Consider the following 14575-nt stretch of genomic DNA (forward strand, 5'->3'; position numbering starts at 1 on the left):
ATAGATTTTGCTAGTTTAATAGCCTTAAATTTGCTTGGAAATAGAAGAGCAGCCATGTTTAAAGAAGAAGTAGCCGAGCGTTATAAATTAATACAGGATGAAATTTGTCGTGGACTAGAAATAGCTGATGGAAAGGGGAAATTTCAAGAAGAGCTTTGGGAAAGAAATGGAGGAGGGGGTGGACGTACACGTATTATGCAGAACGGTGCAATAATAGAAAAAGGCGGCGTTAATTTTTCTGCAGTTTATGGCAAACTTCCCGAAGCTGTGAAAAAGGCTTTTAATGTTACCGAGGAAGATTTTTTTGCTACCGGCGTTTCTATCGTTATTCATCCAAATCATCCATTGGTTCCAATTATCCACATGAATATTCGTTATTTTGAATTAAACGAGGAAACAAGATGGTTTGGCGGCGGGATTGATTTAACGCCACATTATGTTTTTGAAAACGATGCAAGGTTTTTTCATCACAAATTAAAACAGGCTTGCGATGATTTCAATGTAGATTTTTATCCAAAGTTTAAAAATCATGCTGATGATTACTTTTTCATTAAACACAGAGAGGAAACCAGGGGCATTGGCGGTATATTTTATGACAGATTAAAACCTGAAAATACAGCATTAAGCTGGGCAGAAATACTTAATTTTTCTGTAAATATTGGACAAGCATTTTTGCCAATTTATACTGAACTGATTGATAGAAACCGTGAAAAAGTATTTACGGAAGTTCAAAAAGAATGGCAGTATCAGCGTAGAAGCAGGTACGTAGAATTTAATCTGGTTTACGATTCGGGAACTAAATTTGGCTTAGAAACCAATGGAAGGATAGAATCTATATTAATGAGTTTACCTCCACAAGCTAATTGGGGCTATAATGTACAACCAGAAATTGGTTCTGAAGAATATAAAACCCTGCAGCTACTAAAAAAAGGAATTAATTGGATCTAAAATAAAGTAAGTGGTTTTTGAATTGAATGATAACCAGTTTTAATTTTTCCTAATCTAAACTGGTTGGCAATTTCATGCGCAATACGTGTAGGTTCAGGAATTCTATACTTGCCAACACATTTTTTAATCACTTCAAGGCTTTGTTGATGAGTAATTAAATGACCAGCCGAAACGTAAACTGGAGCACAATTTACTTTAGTTCTTAATGCAAAGCCTAAAAATTCCTGGTTATTTTTTAGCTCAGTGGTACTAAATTTTAAATTTTCCGGACTAAAATTTTCGCCATTAAGCATCGTCTTGGCACATCCAATTGCAGGCTGATTGGCTAAAATTCCAAAATGAGACGCCACGCCCATCCTTCTTGTATGAAGAATTCCATTACCATCTAAAACTACAATATCAGGCTTTTCCTCAATTAGTTCCCAGGCCTTTAAAAATGCCGGAACTTCTTTAAAACCTAAAAATCCATCTTCAAAAGGGAATGTGGTATCATAAGTATCTATAGCATAACCAGTAAGCCTAAGCTCTGGGAAAGATAAAACAACTATTGCTGCATACATTGTTGTGCTCTCTTTATTAAATGAAATATCTGCTCCAGCAATTGTAGAAATAGTAGTAACCTTTTCAAATTTTAATTGCTTAGCCAACTCAACCTGAAGCTTTGCAGCTTCTGCTAACGAAAGATTATCATACATTCCTTAATAACAAAACAAAATTCAAATTCATTGAACAATCACGAAAAAAATAATTTATTATAATAAATTATAAATGCAACAATATTGCTTTTATATTTGTTTTCAAATATTGAAACATGAAAATCACCAAAACGAGTATAAATTTAGATAGTTTGGGTATAACGGCTTCTGTACTTTGCGCCATCCATTGTGCCTTAGTCCCATTATTGATTACCTTTTTACCACTTTGGGGTCTTAGTTTTCTCGCAAATGAATGGGTGGAAATTTCTATGATACTAGTTTCTCTGATTTTAGGCATTTGGTCTTTAAGCATATCTTACCGGAAAGAACATCGCACAATATATCCAACAGTAATACTCGTTTTAGGCTTTGCGCTAATTGCAACAGGGCATTTTTCGGGTTATGATTTTTTAGAGCCAATTTTGATTCCAATTGGCGGAATTGTTATTGCAACAGCACATTTTATTAATTTAAAATATGTTAAATCGTGCACTGTGAAACATAATCATTAAGCGTAACCTTATTAATACAGCCACGTTTGGCCTATATTTTAAATTCTATATTTGCAAAACTACATGATTAGAAATAAAATGCGCTGCGCAATAGCATTAGGTATCATCGCCATGCTTAATCCATCGTGTAAACATGGCAGTAATGATGCTACTGAACTTTACAGAAGGTATGCAATTAAAAATTTAATAATCAAGCAGCCTAAACCGACCTTAAAAATAATTAAATGATAAATCTCAATTCCATTTCACATCAATATCCTAAAGGACAAGTTATTAAGTTTCCCGATTGGAATATCGAATATAAAGAACAATGGTTACTTATGGGGGTTTCAGGCAGTGGAAAAAGTACATTGCTTAACATTATTTCGGGTTTATTAAGGCCTACACAAGGTGATGTAAAATTTGATGATGTAAATCTTTATGGCTTGTCGGCCAAGAGGATGGACAAATTTAGAGGGCAGAAAATTGGTATAGTTTTTCAAAGGCCACACTTAATTCGTTCATTAACCGTAATTGAAAATTTAGAAATTGCGGCTTCTATGGCCGGATGTAAATTTGATAAACAGCGTATCAAATTAATTTTGAATGATTTAGGATTGAATGAAAAACAAAGCAGTTACCCTGAAGAGCTAAGTCAAGGGCAATTGCAAAGGGTTTCTGTTGCTCGTGCTTTGGTAAATAAACCTTCACTTTTAATTGCTGATGAACCAACATCAAGCCTTGATGATAAAAATACAATTCAGGTATTGGAAATGTTAACCAATCAGGCTCAGAATAACGGTGCAGCACTAATTATTGCTACACATGATCAACGCGTTAGAAACCACATCACTAAAGCTTATTTATTGTAATGAATATTCTTAAAATTAGTTATAAAAACATATTCAGAAATAAGCTAACGGCTATTTTAAATATATTATTGGTTGCTTTTGGCGTAGGCATACTGTCGATATTATTTCTAGCATCAACACAAATTGGTAACAAATTAGAGCAAAATGCAAAGGATATCGATTTGGTGGTAGGTGCTAAGGGTAGTCCGCTGCAATTAATTTTGAGCAGTATTTATCATATAGATTTCCCAACAGGAAATATCCCTGCAAAAGATGCTCAGGAATTAATGCAAAATCCATTAGTTAAAAGAGCTGTTCCTTTGGCGCTGGGCGATAATTATGCCGGATATAGGATTGTTGGCACGGATACAACTTTTATAGGTTTATATGGTTTAAAATTAGATAAAGGCAATTTTTGGAGCAAGGATTTGGAAGCAACAATAGGTAATACTGTTGCCAAAGAAGCGAATTTAAAAGTTGGGGACAAGTTTTTCGGTGCACACGGATTAAGTGATAACGGAGATGAACATAAAAAGAATGCCTACGTTGTTAAAGGAATTTTAAAGGTTCAGAATAATGTAACTGATAATTTAATTCTGACAAATATCGGTAGCATTTACAAAATGCATGCTGAGGAAGATGAGCATGAAGAACATCAGAAGGAACCTAAAAATGAGCTTGATGAAAAAGAAATCACTTCAATCTTAATTCAATATCGTTCTCCAATGTCGGTTGTAATATTTCCCCGCATGGTAAATCAAAGTACAAACATGCAAGCGGCTTCTCCGGCAATGGAAAGTGCAAGATTATTTTCACTCATTGGTGTGGGCATTGATACATTGAAATGGTTTGCCATCCTAATTATGGCAATTTCTGCGTTAAGCGTTTTTATCAGTTTATATAATTCTATGAAAGAGAAGAAATATGATTTGGCTATTATGCGTTGTTTGGGTGCATCAAAACTAAAACTTTTCTTTTTGGTGATGTTAGAAGGCTTATTAATCACCACTATTGGTGCCATCATCGGACTTTTAATTGGACACCTTGCTATTGAAGTTATCGGCAAATACCAGGAATCATCTCAGGCTAAATTAACCGGACTTTATTTTGTTATAGAAGAACTTTATTTGCTTTTGGCCGGACTAATTATAGGTATCGTCGCATCAGTAATTCCTGCACTGCAAACCTACCGGGTGGATATTGCCAAAACACTTTCTAAAGACAGATAAAATGAAAAGGGTAGTGGTTTTATTTTTTTTAAATGTCTTATTTTTAGGTTTACTCGAACTTAAAGCTCAGGTTAAGGTTCATAAAGATTTGCGCACCAAAACCTGGAATATTATTGGTTTAAGATATGATAAAGAACTTTCGCCTGGTAAATGGGGAAGTGTTTATCCCGCACCCTTAAAATCGTTACACAATAAAGTAATCGAATTGCCTGGTTATATGATTCCGACGAAAGTCGGCGCTAAATTCACGGAATTTATGTTTTCGATTGTACCTGTAGAATCATGCCCGTATTGTGGCACCGGTGATATTCCGGCAATGTTGCAGGTAAAAACCAGTAAATCAATTGCTATAACGGATAAACCGATAAAGTTAAAAGGCAAATTTATAATTAATGATTCTGGTAATGATCAAAGTGAATTTTTTCTTGTGGATGCGGTATTAATCTTACAATAATAACTTATGAAAAGGCTAATATTAGTGATTTTGTTTTTAGCTTTTACCAGCAAAGCAATACATGCGCAAGTACAGGTGCATACAGATATGGGAACCAAATACTGGAATTTAATTGGTTTGAGATACGAGAAACAAGTTAAGCCCTTAGAATGGAAAGTATTTTATCCGGCAGAACTAAAAGCTTTAAATAATAAAATAATTGAATTACCAGGTTACATCATTCCTATAAAAGTTGGAAACAAGTTTTCTGAATTTATGCTGTCAGTAGTTCCTGTAGAATCATGTCCGTTTTGTGGCTCAGGAGATATACCAGCTATGGTAGAAGTTAAAATGAAAAATCCGCTAAATTATAGCAGCAAACCGATAAAACTTAAAGGCAAAATTATAATAAACGATTCTGGTGATAAACGATCTGAATTTTTTCTTGTAGATGCTGAGCAATTATGAAAGTCTTTCTCTTGATTTTTCTCGCTTGCTGTAGTTTAAAATCTGTAGCTCAATCTAATAAAAAACATCAATTAAGTGATGAATTACATTCGTTAAATTGGGATATTATTGGCTCAGTAAAATTTGAACTTACAGATAAGAATGAACTTTTCCCAATATTTAGCGAATCGATAAAACGTTTTGAGAACAAAGTATTTGACCTAACCGGATATCTAATTCCGATAAAAGCTGGTGTAAATCAGCAGAAATTCTTTTTGGCAACATTGCCAATAAATCAATGTTATTTCTGCGGAAAAAACGGTATTCCAGCAATGATTATGGTGGAGATGGACAAGGCAATCGCCTTCTCTGCTAAGCCAATTAAAATCGCTGGAATTTTGAAACTCGAAAGGAGGGATGCTAGTTTTGCAGCGCCTATATCCCTCAAAAATGCCAAAATCATAATATAAATGTTTATTTTTGTGTTGATGAAAAACACAGAAAGATTTGAAAATTTACTTATAAAAAACGGACTTAAACGCACTGGCCCAAGGTTGCAAGTTCTGGATATTTTAAGTAAAAGAGATTCTGCAGTTTCTCAACCATATTTAGAACAAGTGATGGGGAAAATTGTAGACCGTGTTACTTTATACAGGGTTTTAAAAGCTTTTGAAGAGAAAGGAATAATTCATAAAGTTCTTGATAATCATGGAACGGCAAATTATGCAATTTGTTCTGATGGTTGCTCTGCACACCAACATCACGATGAACATGTGCATTTCAATTGCAATAATTGTCAGAAAGTATATTGTTTAGACAGCGTTAAAATTCCGGCATTTAGTGTGCCAAAAGGATTTAGTGTAGCGCAATTAAATTTAATCGCCACCGGGATTTGCAAAGTTTGTTCAGAAAAAACCAATTAGTTCACAAAATCATACTATGAAAAAAATAATTTTAATTGCTTTAATTTTTATTGGATTTAAAGCGAGTGCACAACACGATTTTAGTGACCAGATTGATTCGCCAAACTGGGACATTATTGGAGATGTAACTTTTAAAAATGTAAAGCCTACAGAAATGTATGCAGTTTACAATGCTGAAATTAAAAAGCATGAGAATAAAGCCTTTGAATTGGAAGGATATATTGTGCCGATAAAAGATGGTATGAAACAAACTAAGTTTATGCTTTCAACATTGCCAATAAATCAATGTTTCTTTTGTGGTAAAAATGGTATTCCAATTATGGTTTTAGTTGAAATGGCCGAGCCTATAAAATTTACTTACTTACCAGTATCTGTTAAAGGCATTTTAAAACTGAACAAAGGTAACGCAGCTGATAATCCACCATTAGTAATTTCTGCAGCAAAGCAAACATCCAAGTAATTATCTGATATGATACGAATTAATAATTTGTCTTATAATTAATATTATGTTAAGTTGATATTTACCCAACCTCTTCCCTTATTTAAGGACATCAACAATGATATTTTAAAGTTCCTGTAATCTACGTTGTAAATCCTGCACTTTATCTTGTGCATTTTTTCTGGTGTAAATTTCCATAAGCAGCTGTACAGCTTTCTTGTCGTTTGGATTGATTTCATTTGCTCTAAGTAAAGCAAACTGCGCTTTATTAATTAGCGATCCATATTGGTTTTTCTTATCAGCATCTGCTTTCTTCAAAGCTTCATTTGCAGTATTAATGTATGCTAAGCCTAACTGATAAAGTGCATCAAAATAGTTTTGGTCGGTTTCGAGTGCTTTATTGTAAGCTAAAATTGCTGTTGGATTATTGCCACTAACTTGCTGTAGATAGCCGTATAAGAAAAACAATAATTTATTTCCTTTTTCAACTTTTAAATTGCTTTCAATTAATGATGATGCTTTTGTGTAATTCTCGTTATCTAACAAAAGATTAATGTAATCGTTGGTTAAAGAATGATTATAAGGATTTAGTTTCAAACCATCTTCTAAAACTTTTATAGCAGCCTCGTTATCATATTTAGCTACATAAAGCTGAGACATTTTTTGAAAAACTGCCGGGTTTTTAATACTGTCCTCCTTCGCTCTTTTAAAATATTTCAAAGATTCATCATAAAGCTGAACGTTTTGAGCGCAAATAGCTGTATTTAAGGCTAATGTAGTATCAGCCGGAAATCTATCGCTAACCTCTCTTAAATCTTCAAGCGCTTCTTTAAAATCATTATTAAAATAAGATAGATTGCCCCTATCCTGCTTTTTAATTAAAATATTATGTTCAGATGCTTTAATTAAACCTGCCGGATCCTCATATTTCTCCAGGCTTTTAGCTTTTTTTACCGCTTCAACTGCAGCGTCGAAATACTTATCAGATGCAGCAGCATCGGTATCAATAATTGCTGCATAAGATGTTAAGTATGATTTTATAGCAAAGGTTTCAGGCCAGTTTTTAGTCTTACTATCTTTTTCTGCTGATTCTATAGATTTTAACCCTTCAGTAATTATACTAAGTTGCTTTTTAGCATCATCTTTACCGGCAAAAGAAGCTTGAAGTTTACCAACCGAATTTCTGGCGATAAGCATTTGGCTTTTTTGTGCCATTGTATTAATTGATAGCGTAATTAGCGTTCCGAATAGTAAACCTGAATATTTTAGCATAGAATATAGAAATGTTAAAGCGTAAAAATAGACATAAAAAAAAGAGCCTCGAAATTTCGAAGCTCTTTTTTTACATTGCTAAATATTATTGTTTTGGAAGTGCATCCAAACGTTTTTTAACATCCTCATAGTTTTTTGTATCATTTTTGAAAGCATAAATTGTTTTCAAAGTTTCTAAAGCACCTACATTTTTAGCATCTATATCCAATGCCTTTTTGTAAAATGGTAACGATTTTTCTAATAAACCATTCATTTTCGTAGTTACATCATTAAACTCTTTAACTTTTTTAGCATCAATTTTATTTCTAGCATCTTGTAATTTTAATGCCTGAGAGAAATAAATATTACCCAATAAAACCTGATATGCTGCATTATTTGGCTCTTTTGTAGCTAAAGTGTTTAACATTTGCTCAGATTTTGCAACATCACCTCTATCAATATAAATTTGAGTTTCTGATTTAATAAAATTTGTTTCCTCAGGATATTTAGCTGTTGCCTCTTGAATTAATGCTATCGCAGCTGTTGTATCCTTCTGTTGAGATAAAGACATATTAATTAATTCAGAATACAAATCTTTAGCCTGTGGCGAATTTAAAGAGATTACCTTTTTAAATTGTTTAATGGTATTTGGGTAATCATTTAAATTTCTTGCAGCAACACCAGCATTTAAATACATGGCGGTATCTGCAGGATTAATTACAGTTGCCTGAACAAATTTATCGTAAGCAGTTTTATAATCTTTTTTGTTGTAAGCCATTACACCAGCATTTCTAATTGCATTTGCAATATTAGTTTCAGCAATTGTAATGTTGTCTTTTTCTGCACCTTTCGTATCTAATGTTTTTGCCTGTGCAACTGCATCAGTAGCAATTTTTAACTGAGCATCAGCATTTTGTGCATTGGTGGTATCAAGCAAAGCTGCAGATGAGGCGAACAAAGCACGATAGGTCCAGGCTTCTGGCATTACTTTAGATTTTTCATCAGCTATTGCTTTATCTGTGTGAGCTAAGCCTGCAGATAAAGATTCTAACTTTTTAGCTAATGGTGTTGATGCGGTTTGTCCAGTAATCTGGAATACACCCCATGCATTTTTTGCGGCACTAACTTCGCTTTTTTGGGCGAATGCTAAACTAGCAACGCCAACTAAAATGCTACTTAAAACTATTCTTTTCATAAAACAACTATTCTATTCTTATTTAATTAGTTTAATTTTCTTCTTTTTCATCTTCATCTTCCGAGCCACCCTCCTCTTCAGTTTCCTCTGTTTCTGCTGTGTTATCGGCTTCTAATTCTTCGCCATCAACAACAACATTTTCTAAGTCTACTTCTTCCTCATCATCCTCGTGGTCTATTTTGGTTACCGAAGCAATTTCATCATCACCTTTTAAAGATATTAAACGAACGCCTTGCGTTGCACGTCCCATCACTCTTAAAGCCGAAACTGGTATTCTAATTACAATGCCAGAACGGTTGATAATCATTAAATCTTCGCTATCTGTAACGTCTTTTATCGAAACTAATTGTCCGGTTTTTTCCGTTACGTTAATGGTTTTTACACCTTTACCCCCACGGTTGGTTACACGGTAATCTTCAATATCTGTACGTTTTCCGTATCCTTTTTCTGAAACTACTAACACAGTTACTTCAGAATTGTTTACAGCAATCATGCCAACAACTTCATCTTTATCATGAGCTAATCTTACGCCGCGTACTCCGGTTGCAGTTCTACCCATCGGACGAACAGTTTTCTCATTAAAGCGGATTGCCCTTCCAGAGCGTAAAGCCATAACAATTTCGCTTTCGCCATTTGTTAAACAAGCTTCTAATAAAACATCACCTTCGTTAATATTAATTGCATTAATACCATTTACACGCGGACGAGAATATGCCTCAAGAGAAGTTTTCTTTATTGTACCTTGTTTAGTACACATAATGATAAAGTTATTCTCTAAATATTCCTGATCTTTTAGATTCTTAACTTTAATATATGCCTTAATTTTTTCTTCTTTTGGTATATTGATGATGTTTTGGATGGCCCTGCCCTTGCTTGTACGAGAACCTTCCGGAATTTCATAAACCCTTAACCAGAAACATCTTCCCGCTTCGGTAAAGAATAACATATAATTATGGTTGGTTGCAACCAGCATGTGCTCAATAAAATCTTCATTTCTTGATGTACTGCCTTTAGAACCTTTACCACCTCTACCCTGTGCTCTAAATTCTGTTGCTGGTGTACGTTTTACATAACCCTCGTGAGAAATAGTGATTACAACTTCTTCATCATCTATGAAATCTTCCATGCTCATATCTTCAGCAGAATGAACTATGGTTGTTTTACGTTCATCGCCGAATTTTTGCTTAATTTCTTCCAGTTCATCTTTGATAATCTGCATGCGCAAACCTTCATCTGCTAAGATAGATTTCAAATTTTCGATGGTTTTCATTAATTCAGCATACTCTTCTTTAATTTTATCACGCTCTAGTCCTGTTAAACGACGCAAAGTCATATCAAGGATTGCACGAGCCTGAATATCGCTTAATCCAAATTTCTCCATTAAACCAACACGGGCTTCTTCAGGAGTTTCTGATGCACGAATTAATTTAATTACCTCATCTAAATGATCTAAAGCGATTAAATATCCTTCTAAAATGTGTGCACGTTTTTCAGCTTCTGCTAATTCGTATTTCGTTCTACGAATCACAACATCATGACGGTGATCTACAAAATGTACAATCAAATCTTTAAGATTTAACATTTGCGGACGACCTTTTACCAATGCAATATTATTTACACTGAAAGATGTTTGTAAAGCTGTATATTTATATAAGTTGTTTAAAACGATAGAGGCATTTGCATCACGCTTAATTTCGTAAACGATACGGATACCATCTTTGTTAGATTCATCTTTGATGTTAGAAATTCCTTCAAGTTTTTTCTCGCCAACTAATTCAGCAGTACGCTCAATCATTTGTGCTTTGTTAACCTGATAAGGAATTTCTGTAACAATGATTACTTCACGGTCTTTAAGGTTTTCGATTTCTGCTTTAGCACGCATTACAATACGGCCCCGCCCAGTTTCGAAAGCTTCTTTAACACCAGTATATCCATAAATAATACCACCAGTAGGAAAATCGGGAGCTTTTACAAACTTCATCAATTCCTCGATAGTGATATCTCTATTATCAATATAATTTACAATACCATCAATACATTCGGTTAGGTTATGTGGCGCCATATTTGTTGCCATACCTACCGCAATACCACTAGAACCGTTAACTAAAAGGTTAGGAATTTTAGCAGGTAAAACCGTTGGTTCCTGTAATGTATCATCAAAGTTTAACTGAAAATCTACCGTATCTTTATTGATATCGGCAAGCATTTCTTCTGCAATTTTAGAGAAACGAGCCTCAGTATAACGCATTGCAGCCGGCGAGTCGCCGTCAATGTGGCCAAAGTTTCCTTGTCCATCTACCATTGGGTAACGTAAGCTCCAATCCTGAGCCATACGCACCATTGTAAAATAAACGGAAGCATCGCCATGTGGGTGATATTTACCTAAAACCTCCCCTACAATACGGGCCGATTTTTTGTGAGGTTTATTACTTGTTACACCAAGATCAAGCATGCCATATAAAACACGACGGTGAACCGGTTTTAATCCATCGCGTACATCAGGCAAAGCCCTTGATACAATTACCGACATTGAGTAGTCAATGTAGGCCGATTTCATCTGCTCCTCTATATTAATTTGGATGATTTTGTCGTTTTGTTGATTTTCTAAATCTTCTGCCATAAATTATTATTCTCGCTGTTAAAACGATATTTCAAAAAGGTATTATTATAACCTTGCGAATTTAAAAAAATTATGCCGAAATAAGGCATTGTGGAAAAGTTTTGACCCTTTGGGTATGTTCTAAAGCCCCTAGGCAACTTTCAGTTTATTCAGCGCAATTTATGTGTTTAGTTATAAATGGAATAATCTTCTGTTATTTAATCATTATATATATTTTTGCTTTGATGGCGAGCACAAAAAAATCGGCAATGGGTTTTATAATGATAACCCTGCTAATAGACTTTACCGGATTTGGAATTATTATACCAGTTTTACCAAAACTTATTCAGGATTTTACGGGTGGTGGCTTTGGATTAGCAGCCGAATATGGTGGCTGGCTAACATTAGCTTATGCCTCTGTTCAATTTATTTTTTCACCAATAATTGGTGCTTTAAGCGATAGATATGGTCGTCGGCCGGTTTTACTTTGTTCTTTATTTGGATTAGGGGTTGATTATATATTCCTGGCTTTTGCGCCATCAATAATTTGGTTATTTATAGGTAGAATAATTGCAGGCATTACAGGGGCCAGCTTCACAACTGCCCAGGCTTACATTGCAGATATATCTGCTCCTGAAAAAAGAGCTCAAAACTTTGGTTTGGTTGGTGCTGCATTTGGTGTTGGCTTCATTCTTGGTCCGGTATTAGGTGGTGCTTTTAGCCATTTTGGTACACGAGTTCCTTTTATGATAGCTGCCGGACTTTCATTAATTAACTGGCTTTATGGATATTTTATTTTGCCAGAATCTTTATCGGTTGAAAAACGCAGGGCATTTGAATGGAAAAGAGCTAACCCGGTTGGCTCATTATTAAGCATTGGTAAATACCCCGCATTGATGGGTTTAATGGCAACATTATTTTTACTGTACTTTTCCAGCCATTCCGTACAATCAAACTGGACATTCTACACCATGGAAAAATTTAATTGGGATGCAGCCTGGGTGGGTTACTCTTTGGGTTTTGTTGGATTGGTAATCGGAATTGTACAAGGCGGTTTAATAAGAATCATACTTCCGAAAATTGGCGAAAAACGGGCTGTTTATTTTGGATTGATTCTATATGTAATCGGTTTTACGGCCTTTGCTTTTGCAACCAAAGGATGGATGATGTTCGCCTTTATGTTGCCGTATGGTTTGGCAGGAATTGGCGGACCAGCCATGCAAGGATTAATTTCAAACCAAGTGCCATCAAATGCACAAGGTGAAATGCAAGGTGTATTAACAGGCTTACAAAGCTTAGCTGCAATATTTGCACCCTGGGCGATGACACATATATTTGCTTATTTTATTGATGATAGTACATCAATCTATTTTCCAGGTGCACCATTCATATTAAGCGCTTTTTTAACATTGATAGGCTTATTTATTTGTTTAAGGAGTTTGAAAAAATATCATTAACTAATTAGTAGGAAGCTTTATATCACTAAAAATATCACTTTAAAGAAGCTCGTTTGCTAAATTAGCCAGCTCGCTCCGCTCCCCTTTTTGCAAAGTTATGTGCGCATAAAGCGGATGATTCTTTGCATTCTCTATTAAATAACTTAATCCATTGCTTTCCGAATCGAGATAAGGTGTGTCGATTTGATAAATATCGCCTGTGAAAACAATTTTAGTATGTTCACCTGCTCTGGATATGATGGTTTTTATTTCGTGAGGCGTTAAATTTTGGGCTTCATCCACAATAAAAAATATTTTAGTAAGCGTTCTTCCTCTTATAAATGCAAGTGGAGCAATCGCAATTTTCTCCGTTGTAATCAGCTCATCAATTTTAGCAATCATTTTTTCATCGCCATTAAACTGCTCCTTTATAAAACGAAGATTATCCCAAATTGGCGCCATAAAAGGATCTGTTTTAGATTTTGCATCACCAGGAAGAAAACCAATATCTTTATTGCTGAGTGAAACAATTGGTCGGGTTACGTAAATTTGCCTGAAATCTCTACGTTGCTCTAATGCACTAGCGAGCGCCAGCAGGGTTTTGCCTGTACCTGCATTACCCTGAATACTTACAATTTTAATATCCGGATTTAATAAAGCGTGAATAGCAAAAGCTTGTTCTGGGTTTTTGGGCTTAATTTTAAAAATAGCTTCTGAAACAACAGGACTTATTTTTTTTAGGTGATGATTATAAAAAATATGTACCGATTTTCTTTTGTTTTTAAGGATATAAAAGTGATTTCCAGTTTCTACAGGAAGCTCCAAATCGGCAAGTTCTACATTTTCCTTTTTTTTTAATGTATCAATAATATGCTCCTGAATGTTATTCAGTTCCGTTTTTCCGGCATAAAGTTGATCTGCATTTTTAATTTTTCCGGTTTCGTAATCTTCTGCATTAATATCAAGGGCTTTGGCCTTTAGGCGTAAGCAAATATCTTTTGAAACCAAAACAACTTTTTTAGCCGGATATTCTTCTTTGAGGATAAGTGCCGCATTTAAAATTTTGTTGTCATTTTTACCTTTTCCAAAAACATCTTCGGCATTTACATGCTTCGGTTTTTCACTCATAACAACCTTAAACATGCCCGAATTGGCTTTTTGTAACGGAACCCAGTTGCTAATCAATTTTTGCTCGGCAGCTAAATCAATAAGCCTAATAAAACTTCTGGCTTCAAAATTTCTGGTTTCATTGCCGCTTTTAAAATTATCTAGTTCTTCTAAAACCTGAATTGGTATGGCTACATCATGTTCTTTAAAATTGTTTATTGCATCATGATCGTACAGAATAACAGAAGTATCTAAAACGAAAATCTTTTTTGAACTTGTATCTGATTTACTTTTCTTAGCCATTCTGTAAATTTAATATTTTAGGCGCAACGGTTGAAAGATGTGTTATTAAAAAGCACAAAAAAAAACGGGGACCGTCTTCTTTCGATTCTGTTCCCCGTTTAACCCTAATAACAACCGTAATTGTTTGTCAGGTATCTAATAATTGTAATTGAATTTCTTCGTTTTTACTTGGCTTTTGCAAACTTTTGTAACTCGTTTAGAAATTATTTCCGATAGCCGTATTCCATA

16 protein-coding genes are annotated in these 14575 nt (G+C 34.6%); 11 read left to right on the forward strand and 5 right to left on the reverse strand.

Going from position 1 to position 14575, the window contains the following annotated elements; genetic code table 11:
- Nucleotides 1-54: 54 nt before the first annotated feature.
- Nucleotides 55-948: an oxygen-dependent coproporphyrinogen oxidase gene (gene hemF / locus LUA86_RS05410; protein WP_231459584.1), complete on the forward strand. Its 894-nt coding sequence runs from the start codon at nt 55-57 to the stop codon at nt 946-948.
- Here the strand turns inward: hemF and LUA86_RS05415 are convergent.
- Nucleotides 945-1643: an endonuclease V gene (locus LUA86_RS05415; protein WP_231459585.1), complete on the reverse strand. Its 699-nt coding sequence runs from the start codon at nt 1641-1643 to the stop codon at nt 945-947. The genes hemF and LUA86_RS05415 overlap by 4 nt on opposite strands.
- Before the next feature lie 116 nt (nt 1644-1759).
- On the opposite strand from LUA86_RS05415, the gene LUA86_RS05420 reads away from it, so the two are divergent.
- The 9 genes from LUA86_RS05420 to LUA86_RS05460 all read left to right on the forward strand — a co-directional run bounded on the left by LUA86_RS05420 (nt 1760) and on the right by LUA86_RS05460 (nt 6477).
- Nucleotides 1760-2155 carry a MerC domain-containing protein gene (locus LUA86_RS05420; protein ID WP_231459587.1) on the forward strand — a complete coding sequence of 132 codons (396 nt, stop codon included), beginning with the start codon at nt 1760-1762 and terminating at the stop codon, nt 2153-2155.
- Between the two features lie 63 nt (nt 2156-2218).
- A complete protein-coding gene (locus tag LUA86_RS05425) occupies nt 2219-2383 on the forward strand; it encodes a hypothetical protein (protein WP_231459589.1) in 165 nt (54 codons plus the stop codon).
- The gene (locus LUA86_RS05430; RefSeq protein ID WP_231459590.1) at nt 2380-3006 is read left to right on the forward strand and encodes an ABC transporter ATP-binding protein; all 627 of its coding nucleotides are present in this window, start codon (nt 2380-2382) and stop codon (nt 3004-3006) included. The genes LUA86_RS05425 and LUA86_RS05430 overlap by 4 nt, the downstream gene beginning before the upstream one ends.
- Entirely contained in the window at nt 3006-4214 is a 1209-nt protein-coding gene (locus LUA86_RS05435; RefSeq protein WP_231459592.1) for an FtsX-like permease family protein, read from the forward strand. The genes LUA86_RS05430 and LUA86_RS05435 overlap by 1 nt, the downstream gene beginning before the upstream one ends.
- Before the next feature lies 1 nt (nt 4215).
- The gene (locus LUA86_RS05440) at nt 4216-4668 is read left to right on the forward strand and encodes a hypothetical protein (protein WP_231459594.1); all 453 of its coding nucleotides are present in this window, start codon (nt 4216-4218) and stop codon (nt 4666-4668) included.
- A gap of 6 nt (nt 4669-4674) precedes the next feature.
- On the forward strand, nt 4675-5115 hold the full coding sequence (locus LUA86_RS05445) for a DUF3299 domain-containing protein (protein WP_231459596.1): 441 nt from the start codon (nt 4675-4677) through the stop codon (nt 5113-5115).
- Nucleotides 5112-5564, forward strand: a complete 453-nt coding sequence (locus LUA86_RS05450) for a hypothetical protein (RefSeq protein WP_231459597.1) — start codon at nt 5112-5114, stop codon at nt 5562-5564. The genes LUA86_RS05445 and LUA86_RS05450 overlap by 4 nt, the downstream gene beginning before the upstream one ends.
- An 18-nt stretch (nt 5565-5582) precedes the next feature.
- The gene (locus LUA86_RS05455) at nt 5583-6017 is read left to right on the forward strand and encodes a Fur family transcriptional regulator (RefSeq protein ID WP_231459601.1); all 435 of its coding nucleotides are present in this window, start codon (nt 5583-5585) and stop codon (nt 6015-6017) included.
- Nucleotides 6018-6033: 16 nt separating this feature from the next.
- Nucleotides 6034-6477: a hypothetical protein gene (locus LUA86_RS05460; RefSeq protein ID WP_231459602.1), complete on the forward strand. Its 444-nt coding sequence runs from the start codon at nt 6034-6036 to the stop codon at nt 6475-6477.
- A gap of 105 nt (nt 6478-6582) precedes the next feature.
- Here LUA86_RS05460 and LUA86_RS05465 read toward each other — a convergent pair whose 3' ends face one another.
- The 3 genes from LUA86_RS05465 to gyrA all read right to left on the reverse strand — a co-directional run bounded on the left by LUA86_RS05465 (nt 6583) and on the right by gyrA (nt 11522).
- The gene (locus LUA86_RS05465) at nt 6583-7728 is read right to left on the reverse strand and encodes a lipopolysaccharide assembly protein LapB (RefSeq protein WP_231459603.1); all 1146 of its coding nucleotides are present in this window, start codon (nt 7726-7728) and stop codon (nt 6583-6585) included.
- An 85-nt stretch (nt 7729-7813) separates the two neighbouring features.
- On the reverse strand, nt 7814-8902 hold the full coding sequence (locus tag LUA86_RS05470; RefSeq protein ID WP_231459604.1) for a tetratricopeptide repeat protein: 1089 nt from the start codon (nt 8900-8902) through the stop codon (nt 7814-7816).
- Nucleotides 8903-8933: 31 nt separating this feature from the next.
- Complete coding sequence (gene gyrA, locus LUA86_RS05475) at nt 8934-11522, reverse strand: DNA gyrase subunit A (RefSeq protein WP_231459605.1); 2589 nt, start codon at nt 11520-11522, stop codon at nt 8934-8936.
- Between the two features lie 224 nt (nt 11523-11746).
- Between gyrA and LUA86_RS05480 the strand changes: the two genes are divergently transcribed.
- The gene (locus tag LUA86_RS05480) at nt 11747-12958 is read left to right on the forward strand and encodes a TCR/Tet family MFS transporter (RefSeq protein WP_231459606.1); all 1212 of its coding nucleotides are present in this window, start codon (nt 11747-11749) and stop codon (nt 12956-12958) included.
- Between the two features lie 39 nt (nt 12959-12997).
- Here LUA86_RS05480 and LUA86_RS05485 read toward each other — a convergent pair whose 3' ends face one another.
- Nucleotides 12998-14347 carry a PhoH family protein gene (locus tag LUA86_RS05485; protein WP_231459607.1) on the reverse strand — a complete coding sequence of 450 codons (1350 nt, stop codon included), beginning with the start codon at nt 14345-14347 and terminating at the stop codon, nt 12998-13000.
- Nucleotides 14348-14575 lie beyond the last annotated feature (228 nt).

This window comes from Pedobacter sp. Leaf132 (assembly GCF_920984695.1).
Classification (GTDB): Bacteria; Bacteroidota; Bacteroidia; order Sphingobacteriales; family Sphingobacteriaceae; genus Pedobacter.